Origin of the sequence: Bifidobacterium thermophilum, assembly GCF_037482445.1 — a bacterium.
In the GTDB taxonomy this organism is placed as follows: Bacteria; Actinomycetota; Actinomycetes; order Actinomycetales; family Bifidobacteriaceae; genus Bifidobacterium; species Bifidobacterium thermophilum_B.
In genome coordinates, this window is sequence record NZ_JBBHLY010000008.1 from 75,877 (window position 1) to 100,769 (window position 24,893).

Here is a 24,893-nt window from a genome sequence, read left to right on the forward strand (position 1 = left end):
GTCAGGCCAGCGATCCGGGGGTCTTGTACGCGCTGCCGTCGCTGCGGGATTCGGCAAAGCGACGCAAATCCACGGCAAGGTTCTTCGCGGCAAGGATCTGCTCGCGCACCCGCGCGGGCGAGGTGCCGCCACGGCCGTTGCGGGCCGCCACCGACCCCTTGGTGGACAGGACCTCGCGCACTTCAGGAGCTTTGCTGGCCGGCAGGAAGTCTTTGAACACGCTGATGAAATCGTCATCGGCCAGATCCCACAGCTCCTGGCCGCGACCCTCGGCGAGCTTGACGCACGCGCCGGACAGTTCATGGGCGTGGCGGAACGGCACGCCGTTGCGCACCAGCCATTCGGCGATGTCCGTGGCGAGCGCGAAACCACGCGGGGCTTCCTGCTCCAAACGCTCTTTGTCGAAGACCATGGTGCGCAGCATGCCGGCGAAGGCGGGAAGCACGACCTCGAGGGTGTCCACCTGGTCGAACACTGCTTCCTTGTCTTCCTGCAGATCGCGCGCATACGCGGTCGGCAACCCCTTCAAGGTGGCGAGCAGGCCGGTCAGGTCGCCGATCAGCCTGCCGGACTTGCCGCGCGTAAGCTCGGCGATATCCGGGTTCTTCTTCTGCGGCATGATGGACGAGCCGGTCGAGTAGGCATCGTCAAGCTTGACGAAGGCGAATTCCTGGGTGTTCCAGATGATGATCTCCTCGCTCAGGCGTGACAAATCGATGCCGGCCATGGCGGCGACGAAGGCAAATTCCGCGACCACGTCACGGCTTGCTGTGCCGTCGATCGAATTCTCGGTGACGCGGCTGAATCCGAGTTCGCGTGCGACGGCATCGGGGTCAAGGCCGAGCGTATTGCCCGCAAGCGCGCCAGAACCATACGGGCTGGCGTCCGCCCGACGATCCCAGTCAACCAGACGTTGCACGTCGCGCAGCAGTGGCCATGCGTGCGCCATGAGCTGGTGGGCAAGCAGAACGGGCTGGGCGTGCTGCATGTGGGTGCGGCCGGGCATGACGGTGTCCCCTGCCTGTTCGGCCTGGCCGATCAGCGCCTGGACGACGTCAAGGAGCTGTCCGGCGATGAAGCGCGCGTGCCGGCGCAGCCACATGCGGATGAGCGCGGCGATCTGGTCGTTGCGGGAACGTCCGGCGCGCAGTTTGCCGCCGAGCTCGTCGCCGGCGATGTCAAGCAGACCGCGTTCGAGGGCGGTGGCTTCGTCCTCGTCCTCCTCGATGGGGGCGAAGGAGCCGTCGTCGACTGCACGCTGCAACTGGTCGAGCGCGGCTTCCATGCGGTCGAGTTCGTCTTTGGTGAGCAGGCCTGCGCGACCGAGTGCGCGCGCGTGGGCGCGTGAGCCGGCGATGTCGTCGTCGGCGAGCCGCCAGTCGAACTGGGTGGATTTGCTCAGGCGTGCCAGTTCGGGTGACGGGCCGGAGGTGAAACGGCCTCCCCACAGTGCGATTGAATGTTCCTGTTCGTTATGGTGTTCCATGGACATTGGCGTCTTTCTATGTGGTCTGGGCTGTCTTTCCGGCATTCCGCAGGCTTATGTGTCCTACACTACACCGGCGATTCGTCAAATCGGCCTGAAATATCGGGAAGGCCATGGACCGGCATGCCGGCATGGCCTTCCCGTTGTCGTCATATGCGGCGCCAGGCCGTTGCGGCTATGCGCTGCGCTCGATCGCCTGGCTTACTCTACGGTGTTCTCCGGCACTTCGATGCCGTTGCCGAACTTCACGTCGCGGGCGGCGGCGACCTTGCTCGGCAGGCCGTAGATCTCGATGAAGCCGTTGGAGGCGTGCTGGTCGAAGCTGTCGCCGGAATCGTAGGTGGCGAGGTTGTAGTCGTACAGCGAGCTGTCAGAGCGACGCCCGGTGACGACCGCGCGGCCGCCGTGCAGGGTCATGCGGATCTCGCCGGACACATACTTCTGCGTGTCCTCGATGAAGGCGTTGAGCGAGTGGACCGCCGGCGAGAACCACTGGGCGTCGTAGACGAGTTCGGCCCAGCGCTTGTCGATATCGCGCTTGATGCGGTGCTGCTCGCGTTCGAGGCAGCAGTTCTCGAGCTCCTGGTGCGCGGTGATGAGCGCGACGGCACCCGGGGCTTCGTACAGTTCACGGGACTTGATGCCGACGAGACGGTCCTCGATCAGGTCGATGCGGCCGATGCCCTGTGCACCGGCGCGGCGGTTCATTTCCTCGATGGCCTGCAGCGGGGTGACGTCCTTGCCGTCGATCTTGACGGGCACGCCCTGCTTGAACTCGATGACGACCTCGTCCTCGACCGGCGGGAACGCCGGGTCGTCGGTGTAGGAGTAGCAGTCCTTGGTCGGGGCGTTCCATGGGTCCTCGAGGAAGCCGGTCTCGATGGCGCGGCCCCACACGTTCTGGTCGATGGAGTACGGGCTCTTTTCGGTCTGGGTAATCGGCAGCTTATGGTCCTTGGCGAACTTGATCTCGACATCGCGGGTCAGGGACAGGTCGCGGATCGGGCTGATGGCCTTGAGCGTCGGGTCGATCGACTGGATGGAGACCTCGAAACGGACCTGGTCGTTGCCCTTGCCGGTGCAGCCGTGCGAAATGGTGTCCGCGCCGAACTGGTGGGCCGCGCGCACCAGATGCTTGGTGATCAGCGGACGGGAGATGGCGGAGACCAGCGGGTACACGCCCTCGTACATGGCGTTGGCCTTGAGCGCGAGCATGCAGTATTCGTCGGCGAACTCCTCGCGGGCGTCCACGACATACGCTTCGACCGCGCCGCAAGCGAGCGCGCGCTGCTTGATGGTCTCGAGGCTTTCGCCGCCCTGGCCGACATCAAGGGAGACGGCGACGACATCCTTGCCGGTGCGCTCCTTGAGGTACGGAATCGCCACCGAGGTGTCAAGACCACCGGAATATGCCAAGACGATGCGCTTGTTGTCGCTCATGACTGCCCTTTCTGATTGGAGTTCCTGCGAGCTGATATTGCAATTATATACAGACCTATGCATAAATATACAATCATGGGTTTCCGCGTGTCGTTTTCCATGCCGCAGCCGGGCGCAGACCCTTCTGCGGGACAGCGGGACAACAGAACAGCGGGGCACAATGGGCGCGCACGCCGTCATCGTTCCACGACAGACAAACCGCGCAGAACGAGTCGCGCCCGGCGGACCGTCGTCGTGGTGACGGTCCGCCGGGCGCACAAACCCGAGTGACGTCCGATTAGTCAGCGTCCTGCTGGCTGTTTGACGCGATGCCGAGCAGCCAGTCGGCGCGCGCGGCTGCCGATGGGTCGTCCTTGCAGATGATCAGCACGGTGTCATCGCCGGCGATCGTACCAAGCACATCGTCAAGCGACTGCCGGTCCATGACGCTGGCAACGTACTGGGCAGCCCCTGACGGCGTATGGACGACCACCAGGTTGCGCGCCGAGGCCACGGAAGTGACCAGACCGGACAGGATTCGCGACATCTGCTGCTGCGCGGATTTCGGTGTCGCCGACTGTCCATACCCCAGCACGTAGGCGACGGTTCCGTTCTCGAGGCGCGTCTTGGTCGCGTTGATCTCCTCAAGATCGCGGCTGAGCGTCGCCTGGGTGACTTCAATCCCCTCATCCGACAGCATGTCGGACAGCTGGGATTGGGAGGTGACGATGTGATGCAGCAGCATCTCCTCGATCGCGCTCAGGCGAGCGGCTCGTGTCGTCGGTCGTTGCAACGGTGTCTTGTTGTCTTCCATAGCGTCCACACAGCTCAGGCGAGCAGGCTTTCATCACCGCGCAGCTGGCCGGTGAGCCACGTCAGCAGTGCCTTCTGGGCGTGCAGACGGTTCTCCGCCTCATCCCACACAACCGACTGTGGGCCGTCGATCACCGATGCGGTGACCTCCTTGCCGCGGTATGCGGGCAAGCAGTGCTGGAACAGAGCGTCAGGCTTGGCGAGCTTCATCAGTTCGTCGTTGACCTGGTAATCCCAGAACGGCTTGGAGCGCTTCTCATATTCGTCTTCCTCGCCCATGGACACCCACGTGTCCGTGAACACGCAGTCAGCACCTTCGACCGCTTCGCGAGGATCGGTGGTCACCAGAATCGACCCGCCGTTCTCCGCCGCGATGCGCTTGGCGTCATCGACGATGCTTTGCTCGGGCAGATAGCCGTACGGGCCGGCGATACGGACGTTCATACCGGCGGTCGCCCCGGCGAGCAGGTAGGAGTTGGCCATATTGTTGGCCGCATCACCCAGGTAGGCGATGGTCTGCCCGGCGAGTGCGTTGACACCGCCGCGGAACTGGGCGATGGTCATGAAGTCGGCGAGCACCTGGCAGGGGTGGAACTGGTCGGTCAAGGCGTTGACCACCGGAACGGTCGCGTATTTGGCCATTTCCTCGACACGTTCCTGGCCGAATGTGCGCCAGACAATGCCATAGGCCATGCGGGTGAGCACGCGGGCGGTGTCGGCGACAGGCTCGCCGCGGCCCAGCTGGGAGCCGGACTTGTCGATGACCAGCGGGTAGCCGCCGAGTTCCGCCACACCGATCGAGAAGCTCGAACGTGTGCGGGTGCTGGGCTTGTCGAAGAGCACGGCGACGCCCTGCGGACCTTCGAACGGCCGCCTGTAGAAGCGGTTCTCACGGAATTTCAGACCAAGCGCGATAATCTGCTTCTGCTCGTCGTGGTTCACATCATCATCGCGCAGCATGTGGCGCAACTGTCCATCCATACGGTGTTTCTCCATTCTCTTTGGTTCTATGCGGTCAGGCCGGTCTGAGGACGGCCTCGTATTCCGGTACCGGGCGGGCAGCCGCCGTTCAGTCGTCGGCAAGATCCGACGGTACGCCGGCCATGATGGCGACGGCTTGGTCGACATCCTGCTCGGATACGATGAGCGGAGGCGCCAGCCGCAACGCGTCCGGGGCCACGGCATTGACGATCAGGCCATGCTCGAGCATCCAGTTCATGGCGGCGTGCGCGCACGGATGGGCCAGTTCGACCGCGTCAAGCAGACCGGCGCCACGCGTGGATGTGAACAGCGGGTTGCCGGTTGCCATGATGCCGTCGCGCAGCTGCTTGCCGCGCGTCCGGGCGTTGGCGAGCAGATCATCATGCTCGATGACGTCCAGGGTGGCGAGTGCCGCGGCGGCACCGAGCGGATTGCCGGCGAAGGTCGATCCGTGCGAACCGGGGGTGAACAGGTCGGACAACCGCTGCCCGAAGGCGATCATACCGCCCATCGGGAAGCCTCCGGCCACACCCTTGGCGAAGGTGATGATGTCAGGGGTCACGCCGCCGGAAAGCTCCTCTTGCTGGAATGCGAACCAGCTGCCGGTGCGCCCCACACCGGTCTGGACCTCGTCGATGATGAGCAGTGCGTGACACTCGTCGCACAACTGGCGCGCCTGACGCACGTACTGTGCACCGAGCGGCATGACGCCGGCTTCGCCCTGGATGAGTTCCATGATGACCGCGGCGACCGGGCCCTTGCCGGTCCCCGTGTTTCCGGTTGCCTCGAACGCGGCCTTCAACGCGTCGATATCCCCGGGTTCGACGAATTCGACCGCGGGCACAAGCGGTTCGAACGGCTCGCGGATAACAGGCTTCCAGGTGGCACTCAGCGCACCCAGGGTGCGGCCGTGGAAGCCGTGGACCATGGAGATGATGCGCGCCGGCTTGCCGCCCTGTTCAGGCAGTGCGCCCGGCAGGGTGCGACCGTAGAGTTTGGCGAGCTTGATGGCGGCCTCGTTGCCTTCGGTACCGGAGTTGCCGAAGTATACGTGCGATCCGGCTGGCGCGCCGGCAAGCTCGACGAGTTTCGCCGCAAGCTCGATCTGCGGTTCGGTGGCGAAATAGTTGCTGGTGTGCGCCACCTTGGCCGCCTGCTCGCTGACGGCCTTCACCCATGCGGGATGCGCGTAGCCTAGCGAGTTGACGGCGATGCCGGCGAGGAAGTCAAGGTATTCATTGCCGTCGATATCCCAGATGCGCGTGCCCTGGCCGTGGTCCATGACACGTAGCGGGGTGCCGAACACATTCATGTGCACTTTCGCATACTTGCCGAGCCACGCCCGGTCTTTGGCCCCGAGATCTTCCAGTTGTCCGTTAGTCGTCATATGTGCTCCTCATTTCCACACCGTCCTCGGGCACGACCATGGTGCCGACGCCTGCGGTGGTGAATATCTCGTTCAAAATCGAATGTGGTTTGCGTCCGTCGATGATATGCGCTTGGGGCACTCCCCCGTCGATGGCGCGCACGCAGGCTTCCATCTTGGGCCGCATGCCGGTTTCCAGATCGGGCAGCATGTCGCGCAGATTTTCGACACCGATGCGGCCGATCAAGGAGTTGCGGTCCGGCCAATCCGCGTACAAGCCGTCCACATCGGTGAGAATCACCAGTTTGCGAGCGCCGAGCGCAGAAGCCAAGGCCGCGGCCGCGGAGTCCGCATTCACATTGAGCACCTGGGTGGCGTCTTCTTCGTCGGGGGCGACGGAGGAGACCACGGGGATGCGACCTGCGGCGATAAGGTCCTCGACCGCCGAGGCGTCGACGCTGACCACGTCGCCGACCAGACCGATATCGGTGGGCTGGCCGTCAATGACCGGTTTGCGTTTCATGGCGGAGAACAGGCCGCCGTCCTCGCCTGACAGGCCTACGGCCATCGGACCGTGGGAGTTGATGTAGCCGACCAGTTCGCGGGAAACCTTGCCGGTGAGCACCATACGCACGACGTCCATCGCCTCAGGTGAGGTGACGCGTAGACCGCCCTTGAACTCGGATTTGATGCCGAGTGCCTTGAGCATCTTGGAAATCTGCGGACCGCCGCCGTGGACGACGACGGGATGCATGCCCACTTGACGCAGGAACACCATGTCTTCGGCGAAGCACTGCTTGAGATGTTCGTCGACCATGGCGTTGCCGCCGTATTTGATGACGATCCGTTGCCCGGCGAACTCCTCGAGCCAGGGAAGCGCCTCGATGAGCACTTCGGCTTTCTGGTCGGCCCTTAGGTCGGTATGCACGTCCAGGTGGTAGCCCGGGCCTTTCAATTCACTCATGCCGTTCTTTCTGTCTGTTCACTGTATGCCATGACCGGCATACCCTCGGTGGGCGCTTTCCGGTCAGCTCTCGTAGTCGGCGTTGATATGCACGTACTCGTGGGTCAGGTCGTCGGTCCATACGGTCGCTTCGGCGTCACCCGCGTTGAGGTAGACGTCGACACCTACTTCTCGCGGGGTCATGTCGACCTCGGAGCGGTCGCGCCCGGTGCCGCCTCCTTGGCAGATGCGCACGCCGTTGACGTCGACATCCACGTGTGTCGGGTCGAAGGGCGCCACGTGTGGCGGTACTGTGCCCAGCGAGCTGAGGATGCGCCCCCAGTTCGGGTCGTTGCCGCTGACCGCACATTTGAACAGGTTGGATGCGGCGATGGCACGCCCGCAGGCGAGTGCCGCGTCTTCGCTGGTGGCCCCGTGGATGCTGATGCGGATGTCGTGGCTCGCGCCTTCACCGTCCCCCACAATCTGGCGGGCGAGGGAGGCACACGCCTGACGGACGAGATCGTTGAATTCGTCCGGGTCCGGTTCGACCCCGGACGCGCCGGATGCGAGCAACAGGACGGTGTCGTTGGTGGACATGCAGCCGTCAGTGTCGATACGGTTGAAAGTCACCGAGGTACCTGCGGACAGCGCCGCCTGTATGGCTCCCGGGGTGACGACGGCGTCAGTGGTGATGACGCACAGCATGGTCGCCAGCTGCGGGGCGATCATGCCGGAGCCCTTGACCATGCCGCCGATACGGTATCCGTTGCCTTCCAACGCCACGGTTTTCGGCTTGGTGTCGGTGGTCATGATCGCATGCGCGGCGTCGCTCCCGCCCTGTTCGCCGGCATCAAGCCCGGCATAGGCGGCGTGGACACCGGACAGCACGTGGTCGAGCGGCAGCAGCTCGCCGATCAGACCGGTCGAACATACCGCGACCTTACCGTCTTCAACGCCGAGCAGTCCTGCCGCCTCATGCGCAGTGGCTTGGGATTGTTCGAACCCTGGTTGGCCGGTGCAGGCGTTCGCCCCGCCGGAATTGAGCACCACGGCCTTGAGATGACCGTCGGCCACCGCTTTGCGCGACCACTGTACCGGGGCGGCGCAGAACCGGTTGGAGGTGAATACGCCGGCCGCCGCGTCAAGCGGGCCGTTGTTGACCACGAAGGCGAGATCAAGCTTGCCCGGCTTCGCGGAAATGCCTGCGACGACTCCGGCGGCGGAGAATCCCTGTGCGAACGTTACACTCATGGTGCCACTCCAATCTTGGTCAGGCCTTGGTCCTCGGGAAGCCCCAAGGCGATGTTCAGCGATTCGACCGCCTGTCCGGCGGTTCCCCTGTTGAGGTTGTCGATGGCCGCGAAGGCGATGACCCTGCCGGCGCGACGGTCGGCCACGACCTGCACATGCGCGGCGTTCGAGCCGACCACGTTGCCGGTGGCCGGAAGCGTGCCTTGCGGCAGCACGGTGATGAAGTCCTGCCCGGCGTACGCCTGCTCCCACACTGCATGCAGCTGGTCGTCGTCCAGGTCTCGGGCGGCTTCGGTCATCGGTGCGCTCACCGTGGCGAGGATACCGCGCGCCATCGGCACCAGCACCGGGGTGAAGGACAGCGTGAACTGCGATGCCTGCGCCGCGTCCAGACCTGCGGCATGGGCGAAGTTCTGCAGGATCTCCGGGATATGCCGGTGCGTTCCGCCGACACCGTACGGCAACGCCGACCCGAACGCTTCGGCTGCAAGCAGGTTGGTGCGCTTGAGGTTCTTGCCAGCGCCCGAATACCCGACGGCCAGATCGGCGACGATGCCGGCATGCTCGACCAGCCCCTGCGCGATACCGGGCTGAAGCGCGAGCGTGGTCGCGGTGACATTGCACCCCGGGCCTGCGATGTGCTTGGCGCCCGGCAATGCGGCGCGCTGACGGGTATACGTGCCGTCCGCCGCCTTGCCGGTGATGAGCTCGGGCATGCCATACGTCCAGTGCTCGTAGAAGTCACCGCCGTAGAAGTCATCCCATGCGTCGCGTTCCTCAAGCCGATGGTCCGCACCCAGATCGACCACGATGGACTGCGGGTCGAGCTTGGCCGCCAAGGCGCCTGACGCCCCGTGCGGCAAGGCGAGCACGATTACGTCATGCCCGTTGAGCACCTCCGGCGTGGTGTCTTCCACCGTCAGATCCGCGAGTTGCGGGATATGCGGCATATGCCTGCCCAGACGATCCCCCACCGATGAGTGCCCCGCAACGCACGTCACCTTGAAATCGGGGTGCGTAGCCAGGATGCGCAACGCCTCCCCGCCCGCATATCCGGTGGCTCCCGCCACCGCGACGGTGTATTGTGCCATGTCACATCACTTCCCATGCATAATGGCTGTCGTAATCAATATGATCAGTATAGCATATCTATACAAGACAGTGCATAATTATGCATAGGCGTGTCGTGCGGAACGTTCAGGCGCTCACCGAATCCGATCCGCTGCCGCCAGCACCGTACAGCTCATTGCCCAACATCTGATAGACATCGGCGGACGTCACACCGTTGATGAGCATCCACGCCCACACCACGGTGATGATGACGTCGATAACGACCGCGGCGATGGCGAAGCCGCGGCCTTTCATATGGAACTTCCGCGACCGCCAGATGGAGACCGCCCCGAGGATGGCCGGAAGGATCGGCAGGCCGAACAGCGCGAAGACGAACGACACAATCGCCGAGGTATCCCAACGCCCGTATAACGGATTGGACCTCGGGTCGTTCAGGTCGATGCCATGGTAATAGTTCGGCACGTACCCGGGCTGCCCGGGAAGCGGGTTCCCATCAGGCGACTGCGGATAATATCCCTGCGGATTGTATCCCGGATACTGGCCGCCGCGCCCCGGTGCCGCACTATACGGCTGCTGCGGGGTCTGTGGAGCCTGCGGGGTCTGCCCTGTGGGCTGCGGTGCTCCCTGCTGTGCGCCCGGGGTACCGCCCTGCCCGAAGCCGAACATCGCGAACGGGTTCTGCTCCTGGCGGCCGCTCTCGGCGCTCTGTTGCGCAGGCTTGGCCGGTTCATCGGCGTGCCCGAACTGATAAGGGTCATAGTTTGCGGGGAACTGGCTGCGCATCGCACCGTATTCAGGCCCGCCGGCCGGCGGCGTATCGGTGGCACCTGTAGTCGTCCGCGCCCCGGATCCGGCCGGCTTCTGGCCGGCGGCAGGTATGGACGATGGACGATCTGGTTCGGTCATGGTTCCTCCTCGGTTACCAAGTGTGTCGCAGCGTGGCGCGTCCGCGGCGGCGAACGCCCGTATGCCCGTCGGGTACAAGTCTGCCGGCGCCGGTTTCCCGGAGCCGGCAGACTGATTCGGTCAAATCGGGCTATGTTCCAGGTACGCCGCGTGCGCACCACGATAGCACTGTCGTGCAGGTACGGCCTGATTCAGGCACGCAATTGCGCGCCTAGCTCAGCGGCTGCGTCGGTAATGGCCTTGCGGACCGCGACGCTGTCCTGCGAATCGAAGGTCTTGTCCCCGGAACGGAAGACCACCGAGAACGCAAGCGACTTCTTGCCTTCACCCAGCTGGTCGCCGGCGAACACGTCGAACAGCTGAACGGATTCAAGCTGGTCGCCGGCAGCCTGGCGAATCACGGCCTCAAGCCGGGCGGCACTCACCGCATCGGGAACCGTGAACGCGAGATCCTGCTTGACCGGCGGGAAGGTCGAAATCGGCTTGGCCTGCACGGGCTTGCCGTCAAGCGTGGCGAACAGCGCGGTCAGGTCGAGCTCGAAGGCGGCCGTGTGAGCCGGGAATTCGAGCGCCTCGTTGACGTGCGGATGCAGCTCGCCGACCATACCCACGACGGTCTTGCCGGCCAGCACCTGAGCGGCACGACCCGGATGCCATTGCGCGGGGACGTCCTCGGCTGCCGGCTGCGACAGCACCAGATGCGCACCCAGGCGGTCGCTGATTCGCTGCACGGCCTCGACCGCATCCGTCCAGTCGACATCACGATGCACGCCGAGCCAACCGGTCTCTTCGGCCTTGCCGGCGAGAATGCCCGCGACATGCAGCGGCTGGTCGGGAAGCCCGGCATCCAGCGCCTTGAGCTGCGCCTCAGTCGGCTTGATACCGCCCGGCAGAGCCGGGATGGCAGGGGCGTTCGGATTCCACAGGTACACGTGACCGATCTCATACAGGCTGACGTTCTCGATGCCGCGACGCAGATTGCGCTGCACGGTGTGAGCCAAGGTCGGCAGGACTTCGCGGCGCAGGAACGGACGGTCCCCGGCGAGCGGGTTCGCGATTTCCACGCTGACAGGCTTGACCGCGTCGGCGTCATAGGAGAACGCCTTGTAGTCGGCGTCGCCGACGAACGGGTAGCTCAGCGTCTCGACCATACCGTATTCGGCGAGCTCGTTGGCCACCTCACGGCGATGACGCTGGTCAGGGGTCAGGCCGACGGCACCGGACACGGGGGCCGGCGGCACGGTGGTCGGGATCTGGTCGTAGCCGACCAGACGGGCGACTTCCTCGACCAGATCGCACGGCTCGTTCAAATCAGGACGCCACGTCGGCGGGGTGACGGAGAATTCGCCATTGCCGCCGCCGGCGACCATGCAGCCGATATCGGTGAGGATATCGCTAATCTTGTTGACCGGCGTATCGAGGCCTGCGACGCGACGCACCTCGTCGGCCTTGAAGTGGATAGGACGACGGCGTGCAGGCGTGTTGTTCACGTCGGTAGGATGCTCAGACGGCTCACCGTTGCCGTACTTGGTCATCAGTTCGGCTGCCATCTGCGCGGCTGCCGGCTGCAATGCGAAGTCCACGCCGCGTTCGAAACGCTTCGACGCCTCGGAAGGAATCTTGTGGCGACGGGCCGAACGCGCGATGGTGACCTGGTCGAAATGCGCGGATTCCAGCAGCACGTTCTTCGTTTCAGCGGTCACTTCGCCATACAGGCCGCCCATCACGCCGGCGATGCCGAGGATGCGTGAACCGTGCTGGCCGTTCGGCGAATCCGTGATCAGCAGGTCTTCCGGGCTCAGGTCATGGTCCTTGCCGTCGAGCGTGGTGAGCTTCTCGCCCGCCTTGGCGCGGCGCACAACAATCGGGCCTTCGATCTTGTCCAGATCGTAGGCGTGCATCGGCTGGCCCAAGTCAAGCATCACGTAGTTAGTGACGTCCACAGCGAGCGAGATAGCCCGCATACCCGAACGAATCAGACGGCGACGCATCCAGTTCGGCGTGTGCGAGGACGGGTCGAAATTGCGTACCGCACGAGCATAATAGCGATCGCAACCGGGGACACCGTGAATCGGGTTGTCGTCTTCGATGGACACTTCGATGTCGGACGGGGTGCCGGCCGCCACAGCGGTCAGATCCGGCGCCTTCTCGTTGAGCTCAATCACCGGATCGGTGAACTTCGCACCGGTGGAATGATGGTATTCGCGCGCCACACCACGGTAGGAAAGCGTGTACCCACGGTCCGGGGTGATGTTGATCTCGAGGATCGGCTGGTCCAGATGCAGCAGGTGCATCGCGTCGTCGCCGGGTTTGAGCGCCTCATACTCGTCAGGTGTGAAGCCGTAGTTGCGCAGCAGGATGATGCCGTCGTGGTTGTCGCCGAGTCCGAGTTCGCGTTCGGAAGCGCACATGCCGTCGGACATATGCCCGTAGGTCTTGCGCGGTTCGATACGGAAATCACCGGGCAGCACGGCTCCCGGCAGCGTGACGACGACTTTCTCGCCGGCGGCCATATTCGGCGCTCCGCACACGATGCCGCGCGGCACCTTGTTGCCGTTCTCGTCGACGGCATTGTATTTGTCGCCGACATCCACATGGCACCAGTTGATGGTCTTGCCGTTCTTCTGCGGTTCCGGCGTGGCATCCACCACATAACCGACCACGATCGGACCGGTCACCTGGGAGGCATGGATCTGCTCCTCTTCGAGACCGACCTTAACAAGATCCTTGGCAAGCTGTTCGTAGGTCAAGCCCTGGGGAACCTCGACGTGTTCCTTGAGCCAGTCAATATCAACCATAGGCATGGGTCAATCACTCCCCCATCACAAACTGTTCGCTGAAGCGCACGTCACCTTCGACGAGGTCGTGCATGTCGTTGATGTCGTGGCGCAGCAGAAGCGTACGCTCCATGCCGACGCCGAACGCGAAGCCGGTGTAGACCTCCGGGTCAAGCCCCGCGGACTTGAGCACGTTCGGGTTGACCATGCCGCAGCCGCCCCATTCGAGCCAGCCGGCGCCGCCCTTCTTGTCAGGGAACCACAGGTCAAGCTCGGCGCTCGGCTCAGTGAACGGGAAGTAGCTCGGACGCAGACGGGTCTTGGCCTCAGGACCGAACATTGCGACGGCGAGCTTGTCCAGCACGCCCTTGAGATCGGCCATGGTCAGATGCTTGTCCACCGCGAGCGCCTCGCACTGGTGGAACACCGGGGTGTGGGTGGCGTCGAGCTCGTCCGTGCGGAACACACGACCCGGGGACGCGATATACAGCGGAACCCCGCGGGTAAGCAGCGCACGCACCTGATCGGAGGAGGTCTGCGTACGCAACACCATGTTGGAGCCGACGAAGCCCGCAGCGTCCTTGGCCTGGTTGCCCTTGACGTAGAAGGTGTCCTGCATCTGGCGGGCGGGATGGTCAGGGCCGAAGTTCAAGGCGTCGAAGTCATACCACTCGGTTTCCACTTCCGGACCCGCCGAAATCTGCCAGCCCATCGAGATGAAGAAGTCCTCGACGTCCTCCATAAGCCTTGGCAGCGGATGGCGTGCGCCCAAGGGCTTACGGCGGATCGGCAGCGTCATGTCAACCGTCTCGGCGGCGAGGGCACGCTGCTCCTCCTCAGCCTTGATCTGCTGCTGCTTGGCGCCAAACGCGCGCCCGAAATCGGCGCGCAGCTTGCCCATAAGCTTGCCGGCTTCCTTCTTCTGGTCGGCGGGGAGTGAGCCAATAGCCTTGCTCGCTTGCGTCATTGCCGATTCCGCACCCGCATACTGGGTTTTGATGGCTTTCAATTCCTCCGAGCTGGAGGCTTTTTCGATCTTCCCGATGCCTTCGTTGACCGCTGCGGTCACCGCCTGTGCATCGAATACCGCGCTCTGTGCCACGAGTACCCTTTCTTATTTCAGTGAAACGTCGCTCTCGCTCAAGCCGTTGTACCGTCTTCACATTTTCCCAATATGACTCGACATAGCCAGGCTCATGAGCATGACTGCCGCGCTGGTCGCCAGGTTCAGCGATTCGGCCTTGCCGTAAATCGGGATGGCGACAACACGGTCGGCTTGCTCAACCAAGTGGGCTGGCAGACCGCGTGCCTCGTTGCCGAACAGCACGGTAAGCGGGCAGCTGGAGTCCTGCAGTTCGTGTTCCAGCATGTGGCCACGTTCACCGAGCAGACCCGGCAACTGTTCGGGGGCCCGATCCGGCGTGCCATGCACGTCGGCGGCGACCAAAGTGCTGTGCTCGCCAGCGCACCAACCGAGGAAATCCTGGGTGGTCATGGTCAGGACCGGCACGTGGAACAGGGATCCAGCGGTGGCGCGAACGACCTTGGGATTGAAACGGTCGACGCTGTCATCCACGAAAATCACGGCGTCACAGCCGGCGGCATCTGCGGCGCGAATCACAGTGCCCGCGTTGCCGGGGTCGCGCACCTGCCAGAACGCGGCGACCATGGGATGATCTGACCAGTCGAGATCATCGGGGTCGTCTTGCATGCGCTCGGTGAGGCCGACGGCGGCGATGCCTTGACAGTCCCCGCTGATCTGCCGCATGACTTGGGCGGTGGCGCCGTGGATGTACAGGCCGCCCTGCTGGCCCGCCCGCGGGTTGTCAAGCGCCTCGCGGTAGATTTCGGCGATGGTCTGGTTCGCGGGCTGTGGGTCATCCCCGCTCATCTGCACGTACAGGTCGGTCACGGCGTCGGGACGCCAACGGATCGCTTCACGCACGGATTGCGGGCCTTCGATAAGGAAGCGCCCGGAGCGTTCGCGCTGCGACTTGGACTCCAAGCCGGCGATCTTGCGCACTCGATCGGCGTGCGGATTGCTCAGTATCTCATTGTTCAACGGCATACCGCCCACTGTACGCGGCGGCGGCTACCTGGCGTGGCGTGCGAGGATTCGCTCACACGGCGGGCATCTACCACAACCCTGCCCACCCGCACAGCATCCAACCGGGTCATCGTGTGAGGATTCACTCACACAATGACCAACGAACACTCCCCAAAACCACCCGCACAGCATTTAACCGGGCCAACGTGTGAGGATCCGCTCACACAATGACCAACTAACACTCCCCCAGACCACCCGCACGCGCTTAACCAGGTCACTGTGTGAGGATCCGCTCACACTACTGCCATCTAGCACACCCCAGACCACAAGCGCAAGGGCCCGCCTGGCCAACGTGTGAGGATTCACTCACACGATGGACACTGTCACCACGGGCCGGGCGATGGCGCATTGTCGAACGCGCCCTCCATACAAACTGGTTACGCTGGGCGAGGTCTAGGCGTAACCAGTTTGTAAAGGGGGAAGGCCCATGTTCGGCCCGAGCAAGGGACAGGGCCCGAGCACAACCAGTTCGCAGGGACAATGGGCTACTGGGCGGCAGCGCGCTGCCTTGCCGACCGCACGCCCGAACCCGCAGATACTCCACGCACGGCTGACGGGCGTTTGCGAGCCGTCCGCCGCAGTGGCGCGAGTTCGAACACCTCGTCGGAGGCCTGCGCTACCTGCGGGCTGTGGGTGACGATGATCACGCACCTGCCATCATCATGAGCCAGCGAGCAGAAGATATCCATGATGTCCTCCTGCGTGCCCATATCGAGGTTGCCGGTCGGCTCATCCGCCACGATAATCTGCGGATCATAGCTCAGCGCCCGCGCGATTGCGACTCGCTGCTGTTCGCCGCCGCTCAAGTGCAGAATCCGCTCGTTGGCGTAATCCTCCGGCAAATGCACTTCTGTGAGCATCCGCCGGGCAATCTGCCGTTTCGGCTCGTCGAAATGCTTGCCGGACGCGCCAAGCGACAGCATGATGTTCTCGGCAACGGTCAGTTGCGGCAGCAGGTTGAAGCTTTGGAAGATCACGCCGATATCATGGCTGCGATACCGGTACCGGTCCTCCTTGGACAAGTCCTTGCCCTGGTACAACACCTGCCCCTCGGTGGGCACGGTCAGCGTGGAAATCAGCGACAACAGCGTGGTCTTGCCGGCGCCGGACGGCCCGGTGATCGCGTAGACGCGTCCCGGCAGGAAGCTGCGGGAGATGTGCTGCAGCACCCGTTTGCCGCCTTTCGTGTACGCGTAGCTGACATCGCGAAGTTCGAGAATCGGCGTATGGGCTTGGCCTGTCACGGTCTGCACACCTGTTGATTCCTGTGTCGCCGTCATGCGGGCGGCGTCATCGGCTACTGCGGCCTGTGGTTCATTGTTCATGGTTGCTCCATTCGGTGCTCTTCCGTCCCGGCATCGGAACGTCGGAATGCAAGGGCACGGTTCATTCGATTACGGTTCGATTGGCGCCGTTCTGTTGGTTTACGGTTGGACAGACCTACGGTTCGATTGGCTGCCGTTCGATTGGCTTGCGATCCGTTCGCGTTCGGTCAGGACCGGTCGGCGAGGATCTGTAGAGGCTCGTACCGCATGACGACGATCACCGCGGCAAGCGAGGCAAGTATCGTCAACGCGAGGCCGATCAGTATCAGCTGCCCGACGATTTTGAGGTTCACGGAGGCGTTGACGGTGGACACGTAGTTCACCGCGCGGGTCATCATCTTGTTGCCGCCCGGCTGCGACGGCGCCTGTTGGGTGGTTGACTTGCTGGAATTATCCGAGGACGACGATGACGACGAGCCGGACGAATCAGAGGAACCCGAAGCGTCAGATGAACTCGATGAACCCGACGACCCGGAACCCGCTCCCGGAGCCTGCATACCACGCCCGAACTGTTGCTGCTGGCTGGCCTGCTGGCTTTGCTGCGAGGCGACCTGGCTGGCGAGCAGCTGGTTGGACACCGGCACCGAGGCGACCGCGCCGCCCGCAACACCAAGCGCCAGGCCGATCATCGTGACGACGAACACCTCAGCCACAAACTGGGCAGCAACCTTCACCTTGTTCACGCCAATCGCGGTAAGCACGCCGATCTCATATTTTCGTTCACGAATATTGAACAGATTGAGTGCAATCAGCACAATCGCACCTACCGCGAGCACGATGATGAGCAAGGTCAGCGCGAACTTCGACAGGTTGTCCAACGGCACGAGGCTCTGCTCATATTCCTCGACATCGGCGGACTGGACCGTGTAATCGCTTGAAAGCCCGGCTTTCTTCACGTCGGAGACGAAAGTCTCGTAAGCATCCTTGTTCGCGAACACGTAGGTGAAGTTCAGCTGGGCGGCGTCATCAGAGTCCGATGACGAATCCAGACCCAGCTTCTTAAGCGTCGAGACCGACGTGTAGATCGCGTTCGCCGGATCGGAAGCGGTCGAACCTCCCGGTCCGCCCATGGACTGAGAGGAATCTGACGTGTTCTTGTAGATGCCGACCACGGTCAGCTTGTAGGTCGTGGACGAATCCGAGGCGTTCGCGACGCTGATGGTGTCACCGACCTTGAGATTGTTGAAGGTGGCGAGCGACTGGGAGATGATCACGTCACCATCCGAGGCCGAAGTGTAGCCGAATACCTCGCCGGATGCCATGGTGAAACTGCCGTTCGCCGCGTTCGCGACCGCGGTGTCCGACGAGAAGCCAACGAGCGAGAAATCACCTGACTGCTGCATCATGCCGCCCTTGCCTCCCTGTCCGCTTTGATCGGGGGCGTTGCCGGACGGTGCGTTCGCGGTATCAGACGAGGACGAGCTTGAATCCGAGCCAGACGACGATGATGAGGACGAGCTGGAGCTTGAATCTGAACTTTCGACCGGCTGGAAGGAATCGGTCTCCGACAACGATGTCGTTTCCGTGTAATACGTGGTCTTCACCGCGCTGGACGCCTTCGCATACTTCTGATAGTCGCTCAAGCTCAGCTGCTTGTCGCTCAGCGCGCTGCGCATCGACTCAAAATCGGGCTTGCCGTCCGACGAACTCGACGAAGAGGACGTAGACGACGAGCTTGCGGAAGCCTGCGACGCGCTCATGAGCTTGGCCCGGTCCACGCTGATCTGCGCGGTGACCGTCGTGTTGCTCAAGCCGGCGTCACGGGCGGTCTGGGCGGCCTGCCGAATCGCCAGCCCGATGGTCGCGGCGGCTGCGATGATCGCCACGACGATGATGATCAGAATATTGCGCCCCTTGTTGCGCACAACATTGTTCCATGCGTTGTTCAGTACGAACATGCGTTCTTCCTTTACGACGTTTGCATCCGCCTTATGGCGGAGGTACTTTCAGTCAAAGCCGCGATGGTGGGAAGACACTCTTGCATGGCTTGGGTAGGCATGACATAACGCTGTGACGGTTCTACTGAATATCCTGAAAAAAGCTGGGAATCCGCGTGGCCGGGCATGCACGGTTTGACCACAGGTGAACCGCAGGGGCGGTGTGCAACGCCGCGCTAGTACAATCGGCGGTATGCAGACACAGGATTTCGAACAGATCAGGCAGCAGACCGCGCAGGCGGTGCGTGAGGTCCTCGAGGCGGCGCACCTGTCGGCCGGGGATATCTTCGTCATCGGATGCTCGTCAAGCGAGGTGCTCGGCGAGCAGATCGGCACCCACACGTCCATGGATGTGGCGCCGTACCTGTTCGAGGGCGCCCAATCGGTGCTGAAACCGGCGGGGATTTTCCTCGCCGCGCAATGCTGCGAGCATTTGAACCGTGCGCTGGTCATCGAGCAGGACTGCTTGGAACATTACGGCTTCGATCAGGTCAACGCAATCCCCCAGCCCAATCATGCGGGCGGTGCGTTCGGCACCATCGCCTACCGGTCATTCGACCATCCGGTACTGGTCGAGGATATCCAAGCCAAAGCGAAAGCCGGCATCGATATCGGCGGCACGCTCATCGGCATGCATATCCACCCGGTGGTCGTTCCGCTGCGCATTTCCATTGACATGATTGGCAAGGCGCACATTATCTGCGCGCGATACCGCCCGAAGTACATCGGCGGCAGCCGCGCGATTTACGACGAAAAGCTGATGTAAAGCTCTGAGCCTTTGATGCACGACGGCGACGCAAAACCCCGATGCACAGCCGCGAGGGTCGCCGCAGCGCAGTTATTTCTGTTTCCGTCTCTGTTTCTGCCGACACTGAGATGCATGTCAGCGTCGGCAGAAACAGGGATTGGCCGCGATGAGCCCCTTGCGCACCCCGTTGACCGTCTCCACGTTCTTGTTCTTCAACAGCGCGCCGAGCTCGGTACGCATCGACACCTTCACCGACCCATCGTCGTTCACCGGGTCACCCATGAAGAAGGTCTCCACATCCGGCCCCCGTAGGGAACTCACATACCGCTCGGAGAAGTAATCATTAAGACCGGGCACGTCACCGTCCCCGCCCCTGCCGAGGACACCCGTGTCCGAATCGAACAGGCGGCACGCACGCGACCAGCCACTACGACGTTTGCGCGTACCAGGATCCGTCTCGCTCGGGTCGCCGCCCAGCCTGTCCCTGATCAGCGAAGGGAACCGGTCAGCCAACGACTGCTGGAACCCCTCGTCATTCATCAACCGGCCCGCCTCGGTCGACGAGATATACCCATGACCCTCATACGAACCCATCACCTTCCACATGAACCCGGCACGCCCGCCCACGGACATGCCACCCGCATACAAACACCCCTCCAGCCCCGGATCCAACTCGGACGAGAACTCACCAACGATGAATGACTCCATCCGCGCCAGACCATCCAACGAATCACCAACACCCAACGCGTCGAAAATCTCTTTCCACGCGCCGCGCATCTCACCAAGCCATTTCGAATATTCCGTTTCATTCTTCATGTCCGGAGGCTCCTTGCGCACGGTCTGCAGGTCCTCCTCAAGCTGTGCCCTTCCAGCCTTGTCGAGCCCGAGTTGCTCCTCCCACCACGCCAAATCATGAAACTCCATTTACACCACTCCAATCAAAGTCAAAACCAAACCAATATAACCCGTATCACCAATGAGAATCTGGACCGCCACCGTACCGACGGCATCGCAACCGCGCCTTACACGGGACTGCCCCCGGGAAAATTCTCGGGCAAGTCAACAGACGCCCCCGGTACGTCAACCTCAACGGCGACGTGCACGCGTAACCCGCATCCCAATACGCCCGCAGGAACGCCGCATCCGGCTGATACCACTCCCTACCACGCTTGAAGAACACACGCCTGGCGTTCACGTACCGCTCGCCGACCGGACGGCCGAAATCCTCACGAACCTGTGACCATCCATACTTCACACCGTCGTAAATGAACCCGCCCATGGTCCCGCTGCCGCCGCCATGCGGATTATGCGCCACCGGCACACTCCACAGCACGGACCGGCCCGCATCATCAATCGTCACCTTCTCATCCGGTTTCACCTGCCGGGCGAACCCCTCGGGCGACAAACCAGCCGCATACGCATACTCCCCTTCGGACGGCACGCGCGCACGATACCGGGTCAACGGCACATCCCACGGGCCCACCAAGCCGCCCCCGCGAACCTTCAAGCCATGCCGGTCCGCCTCATACCAGGTCACACCATCCGGCCACACGCCACCATACGCAATCCAACGGCGATAATACACCCGAAGCATCGCCGCCAGCATCCGCAGCATCCCTTCATCCGGCTCCACCACCTCGCCCAACAGGCCCACATCACCGGAACGCGCCCAATACCAGTCAGCAGTCAAACCATCCGGCCGCGACAACGCATACACGTCATACTCATCCGAACCATCATCGCCCCGACGCCAGCTGATATTTGCCAGCAATAATACGCCACGCCATATAAACAAATGAACGAAATAGAAATCTCTCCCCCATCTACCATTCAACCGCTCGCCGCCTGATGTCGTCGCGAGCAGCGCCTCGCCGCCACCACCGACAACCCAGCGTCTGCAATGCTCCAGATCCACGCCCAACGCGCGCAGACCACCCATCTCCCGCGGAGACAAAAATGTGAACGGACCCTCGACCCTCACCACGGCACACTCCTCCCAACCCGACGAAACCGCAGCCACCCAAACGGTTCATCTGCTCCCCGTCAGCACGACCATACGCCCATCACGCACGCAAAATCCGTAACGACACACAGGAAACCATCAGAAACCATTCGTCAAACGTTTGCGTTTTTCTACGTCTCAACATGTGAACAATATCAACAGTGAAAACAGGACGCTTCCACCGCGACTACGCTCACTTGCCGCCAAAGAAGCTGAACGCACCAAACCACACCGACACCGCGAGCGCAATCATCGGCACCGCGAAGCAGCACACAAGGAACACCCGATCGCGAGTCCCGCTCGTGCTGACGCGCGCATGACTGCGAGGCCCGTCGCCGCCGAATCCACGTGCCTCCATCGCGGTCGCCAACGTGGTCGAACGCCTGATGGACAGCACCAGCAGCGCGAACGCCTGCGGGAAGAACGCCTTGAACGCGTTGTCGTCGCCGAGTCCACGCGAACGGCGTGAGGCGGTGAGTGCCGCCCAGTCGTCGCGCAGCACGGAAAACAGGCGCATGCCAGCGAGCCCGCCATAGACGAAACGGTCCGGCAAATGCAGAATCTGGCTGAACGCGTCCGCCAGATCGGTCGCATCAATGCCCAACACCAGAATAATCGCGGGAATACCCACCGCCAGAATGCGCAGGCCGGTAGCCAAGGCAAGCCACGCCGACCGTTCACTGACGGTAATCATGCCCCAATGCCACCAGACGGCTCCCCCTTGTTTGCCGTACAGCAGTACGGCGAGCGCCGAACCTGGCGCCCCGATGAATACCGGCCACGTGGATTTGACGACCCGCAGCGGTTTGAGTCCGAGGCAGGCGAGCGCCAGGAATTCGATGATGAGCGCGGTGCATGCGGACACCCAGTCGAGGCTGAAAATAAGCGGCAACGAGGCAAGCAGTGCACCGAACAGCCGGTAGGCAGGGTTGATGGATGCGATGATGCTTGACCTGCTGGATGCGCGTGGCTGTTCGTGGCGTTCGTTGACCGGGCTGACGCGGATGGTCTGCTCGTCGTCCCATTGGCCGTGCCCGCCTTGCGGGATGAGTTCGATGACTCGTGCGCCGAGCGCGGTGACGAGCTCATGGTCGTGGGTGACAACGATGATACTGACGCCGTCGCCGCGCAGCCCGTGGATGAGGTGGACGATCTGCATCCAGGTGCGGCGGTCCTGCCCGAAAGTCGGCTCGTCAAGAATCAGCACGCGTGGGGCGGCGGCGAGCGCTGCGGCCACGGTGAGCCGGCGTTTTTCGCCTCCGGACAGCGTGTACGGGTTGACGTTCTCGTACCGGCTGAGGTTGAAGCGTTCGAGCAGGTCGTGCGCGCGGCGGCGGGCTTCGTCGGGCGCGATGCCGGTGCGCAGCGGCCCGAGCATGACTTCGTCGATGACGCTGCCGCGGGCGAACTGGTGTTCGGGGTTTTGGAAAACGTAGGAGATGCGGGAGGCGAGTTCGGTTGATTTCCAGTTGATTGGCTGGGTGCCGTGTGCGTTCCCGGCGAGTTCGCGGCTGGCTTCCACGGAGCCTTCGAGCGGTTTGAGCAGTCCGGCGAGGGTCAGGGAAAGTGTTGATTTTCCGGCACCGTTCGCTCCGACGAGCGCGGTGATCTGCCCGGGCTTGAATGCAAGGTTGATGTCGCTTGCGATGGCGTCTTCACTGTGCCCTATACCCAGACCGCTGGTGGTCAGAATCGGCTCGCCTGTGCCGGTTGCCGGATCGTATTCGGGCTCGCTGTCGGTGTGGATGCGTGTAATGACGTCTTCGGGGCGTTGGTAGCGTTTGGGCAGCCAGATGCCGAGGCCGGCGAAATCAATGGTGCGGTCGGAGAAAATCTCGTCCGGGGTGCCGTCAGCGATAATCACCGTACGTTGGTCGCCATGGCGGCCCACTTCCGCTTCATCGCCCTGCTGCGTGATGACAGTGCCGTTGCTTGGTTCACCCTGTTCGCCGGATTCTGCCGTTTCCCCGGATGCTCCGATCTTGCCCGCGGACTGGCTGTCTTGCAATCCAAGGACGACGACCCTGTCGATCATGTCGATCCAAGGTTCCGCACGGTGTTCGACGAGCATCATGGTCGCGTGCGTACTGTCGAGCACGTTTCGCACCGCGCCAACGATCTGGTCCACACCGTCCGGGTCAAGGTTGGCGGTGGGTTCGTCCAGCAGCAGGACTCCGGGCTGCATGGCGAGCGCTCCGGCGAGGGCAAGGCGCTGCATTTGCCCGCCGCTCAAGTGCATGGTGGAACGGTCAAGCTGGATGCCGTGCATGCCGACCGCGTCGAGGCTGTCGCGGACGCGCTGCCAGATTGCTTCGCGCGGCACGTTGAGGTTTTCCGGACCGAACGCGACATTGTCACCGAGCCGTTCGAAAATCGCTTGCGCATCCGGGTCCTGCAAGACAAGGCCGACACGTCCCCTTGCCTGGCTGACGGGCGTGCCGTCGACGGTGACACTCCCCTCGGTCAGTCCGCCATCCGCGTCAATGGTGCTGGTGGTGCCGTTGGCGGCGGTGTTCACGCTTTCGATATCGCCGCCGAGCAACCCTGCCGCGCCTTCGAGAATGGTGGATTTGCCGATGCCCGAGGCTCCAAGCAGCAGTACGCGTTGGCCGGGTTCGATGCTCAGGTTGAGGCCGCGGACGGCGAAATGGCGGCGTGAGGCATGCCGGTAGCCCCAATTATGGAATTCGAGGCGTGCCGGTTGTGTCGACACTGCTGTCATCGTGCTGCTGTTGTCGTGTTCGCTTGACTTCATCGCGTCCTGTGTCCTGCCGTCTTCGAATGCGCTGGCGCGGAACCGTTGCCCGACCGCCGTCCGCCACTGTATCGTGAACCGCCGTCCGCCGGTCTTGGTTCCGCCGCCGCGCCTGTTGCGCTGTCACGTTGTCGCACGTTGTTGACGTGCTTCGCTGTCACGTTGTCGCACTGCTGTACTTCTGCACTGCTGTACTGTATTGCCGTACACCCAAACAGTTGCCTGTTCATGTGCTGTAACCGGAAAGAGCCGTAGTGCTCCACCGTGGTTCAGGCCGTAGCCCTGACTTCACGCCCTGATGCGAATTTGTCCAGCGCACCGGTCCGTGCAATCGCCCGATACAGGTACCACACCACGATGCCGGCGAACACGATGCCGGAAATCACGGACGTGACCAGATAGATGGTGATGTACTGCCCGGTGAACGCCTGGCCGCGCATGAAAATGTCATGCAGCCACACGGCGACCCCGGCGAACGCGCCGGACAGCATGGTGATCGGCACGTTCCACACGCGGTACAGCACAATGAGGAACGCGAGTTCGGCGAACGCGCCCTGCATCAGCGATGTGCTGAACGTGTCCATGCCCGTCCACTGGTTGCCCATCAGGCTTTCGATGACCCCGCCGAGCAGTTCCGCGTATGTGGCGGCACCAGGCTTGCGCACGATGACCGCCGCCAGGGGGCCGGCGAACAGCCACAAACCGTTATAGATGCCTTGGAATCCGGGCATGACCAGGCCAATCAGGTCGCCGACGCCCAGCGAATAAATCAGGGACACCAGCCAGAAAATCAGCGCGCTGGCCACGCCAATCACCGAGGCGACGGCGATATCGACGACGCGCCACTTGAGGCTGGGGCGTACAGCTGCGACCGGGGTCGCTTCGGCTTGAAGGGTGGCCGAATTGCCAGTAGATGTCGCTGTGGCGGCGGATGCGTTGGATACGTTCGAAGAGTTGTTACTCATATTCATGTCTTCCTATGCGATGCCGGATTTCGATGATG

19 protein-coding genes are annotated in these 24,893 nt (G+C 62.8%); 1 reads left to right on the top strand and 18 read right to left on the bottom strand.

Annotation, left to right across the window (positions count from 1 at the left end; genetic code table 11):
* Nucleotide 1: 1 nt before the first annotated feature.
* The 14 genes from argH to WD012_RS06050 all read right to left on the bottom strand — a co-directional run bounded on the left by argH (nt 2) and on the right by WD012_RS06050 (nt 18,346).
* Nucleotides 2–1,486: an argininosuccinate lyase gene (argH, locus tag WD012_RS05985; RefSeq protein WP_339562901.1), complete on the bottom strand. Its 1,485-nt coding sequence runs from the start codon at nt 1,484–1,486 to the stop codon at nt 2–4.
* A 201-nt stretch (nt 1,487–1,687) separates the two neighbouring features.
* Complete coding sequence (locus tag WD012_RS05990; RefSeq protein WP_339562856.1) at nt 1,688–2,926, bottom strand: argininosuccinate synthase; 1,239 nt, start codon at nt 2,924–2,926, stop codon at nt 1,688–1,690.
* 277 nt (nt 2,927–3,203) lie between these two features.
* Entirely contained in the window at nt 3,204–3,719 is a 516-nt protein-coding gene (gene argR / locus WD012_RS05995; protein ID WP_339562857.1) for an arginine repressor, read from the bottom strand.
* A 14-nt stretch (nt 3,720–3,733) separates the two neighbouring features.
* Nucleotides 3,734–4,699, bottom strand: a complete 966-nt coding sequence (argF, locus tag WD012_RS06000; protein ID WP_339562858.1) for an ornithine carbamoyltransferase — start codon at nt 4,697–4,699, stop codon at nt 3,734–3,736.
* A gap of 88 nt (nt 4,700–4,787) precedes the next feature.
* The gene (locus WD012_RS06005; RefSeq protein ID WP_339562859.1) at nt 4,788–6,086 is read right to left on the bottom strand and encodes an acetylornithine transaminase; all 1,299 of its coding nucleotides are present in this window, start codon (nt 6,084–6,086) and stop codon (nt 4,788–4,790) included.
* A complete protein-coding gene (argB, locus tag WD012_RS06010; RefSeq protein WP_339562860.1) occupies nt 6,076–7,029 on the bottom strand; it encodes an acetylglutamate kinase in 954 nt (317 codons plus the stop codon). The genes WD012_RS06005 and argB overlap by 11 nt, the downstream gene beginning before the upstream one ends.
* A 63-nt stretch (nt 7,030–7,092) precedes the next feature.
* Nucleotides 7,093–8,262: a bifunctional glutamate N-acetyltransferase/amino-acid acetyltransferase ArgJ gene (gene argJ / locus WD012_RS06015; protein ID WP_339562861.1), complete on the bottom strand. Its 1,170-nt coding sequence runs from the start codon at nt 8,260–8,262 to the stop codon at nt 7,093–7,095.
* A complete protein-coding gene (gene argC, locus WD012_RS06020) occupies nt 8,259–9,353 on the bottom strand; it encodes an N-acetyl-gamma-glutamyl-phosphate reductase (RefSeq protein ID WP_339562862.1) in 1,095 nt (364 codons plus the stop codon). Before argC ends, argJ begins: the two co-directional genes overlap by 4 nt.
* 106 nt (nt 9,354–9,459) lie before the next feature.
* Nucleotides 9,460–10,239, bottom strand: a complete 780-nt coding sequence (locus tag WD012_RS06025) for a hypothetical protein (protein WP_339562863.1) — start codon at nt 10,237–10,239, stop codon at nt 9,460–9,462.
* Between the two features lie 191 nt (nt 10,240–10,430).
* Nucleotides 10,431–13,043, bottom strand: a complete 2,613-nt coding sequence (pheT, locus tag WD012_RS06030; protein ID WP_339562864.1) for a phenylalanine--tRNA ligase subunit beta — start codon at nt 13,041–13,043, stop codon at nt 10,431–10,433.
* 7 nt (nt 13,044–13,050) lie between these two features.
* Entirely contained in the window at nt 13,051–14,118 is a 1,068-nt protein-coding gene (gene pheS / locus WD012_RS06035; RefSeq protein WP_033493423.1) for a phenylalanine--tRNA ligase subunit alpha, read from the bottom strand.
* A 57-nt stretch (nt 14,119–14,175) separates the two neighbouring features.
* Nucleotides 14,176–15,084, bottom strand: coding sequence for a TrmH family RNA methyltransferase (locus tag WD012_RS06040; RefSeq protein ID WP_339562865.1), 909 nt, complete (start codon nt 15,082–15,084; stop codon nt 14,176–14,178).
* Between the two features lie 524 nt (nt 15,085–15,608).
* Nucleotides 15,609–16,403 carry an ABC transporter ATP-binding protein gene (locus tag WD012_RS06045; RefSeq protein ID WP_339562902.1) on the bottom strand — a complete coding sequence of 265 codons (795 nt, stop codon included), beginning with the start codon at nt 16,401–16,403 and terminating at the stop codon, nt 15,609–15,611.
* Between the two features lie 212 nt (nt 16,404–16,615).
* Nucleotides 16,616–18,346 (bottom strand): ABC transporter permease, encoded by a 1,731-nt coding sequence (locus WD012_RS06050; RefSeq protein ID WP_339562866.1) that lies wholly within the window; start codon nt 18,344–18,346, stop codon nt 16,616–16,618.
* Between the two features lie 232 nt (nt 18,347–18,578).
* Here WD012_RS06050 and WD012_RS06055 point away from each other — a divergent pair, with 232 nt between their 5' ends.
* Nucleotides 18,579–19,151: a TIGR01440 family protein gene (locus WD012_RS06055; RefSeq protein ID WP_339562867.1), complete on the top strand. Its 573-nt coding sequence runs from the start codon at nt 18,579–18,581 to the stop codon at nt 19,149–19,151.
* Nucleotides 19,152–19,268: 117 nt separating this feature from the next.
* Here WD012_RS06055 and WD012_RS06060 read toward each other — a convergent pair whose 3' ends face one another.
* The 4 genes from WD012_RS06060 to WD012_RS06075 form a co-directional block, all read right to left on the bottom strand.
* The gene (locus WD012_RS06060; RefSeq protein WP_339562868.1) at nt 19,269–20,057 is read right to left on the bottom strand and encodes a hypothetical protein; all 789 of its coding nucleotides are present in this window, start codon (nt 20,055–20,057) and stop codon (nt 19,269–19,271) included.
* 46 nt (nt 20,058–20,103) lie between these two features.
* Nucleotides 20,104–20,904 (bottom strand): hypothetical protein, encoded by an 801-nt coding sequence (locus WD012_RS06065; protein WP_339562869.1) that lies wholly within the window; start codon nt 20,902–20,904, stop codon nt 20,104–20,106.
* A 424-nt stretch (nt 20,905–21,328) separates the two neighbouring features.
* Entirely contained in the window at nt 21,329–23,857 is a 2,529-nt protein-coding gene (locus WD012_RS06070) for an ATP-binding cassette domain-containing protein (RefSeq protein WP_339562903.1), read from the bottom strand.
* 302 nt (nt 23,858–24,159) lie between these two features.
* Nucleotides 24,160–24,855, bottom strand: a complete 696-nt coding sequence (locus WD012_RS06075; protein WP_339562870.1) for an ECF transporter S component — start codon at nt 24,853–24,855, stop codon at nt 24,160–24,162.
* Between the last annotated feature and the right edge of the window lie 38 nt (nt 24,856–24,893).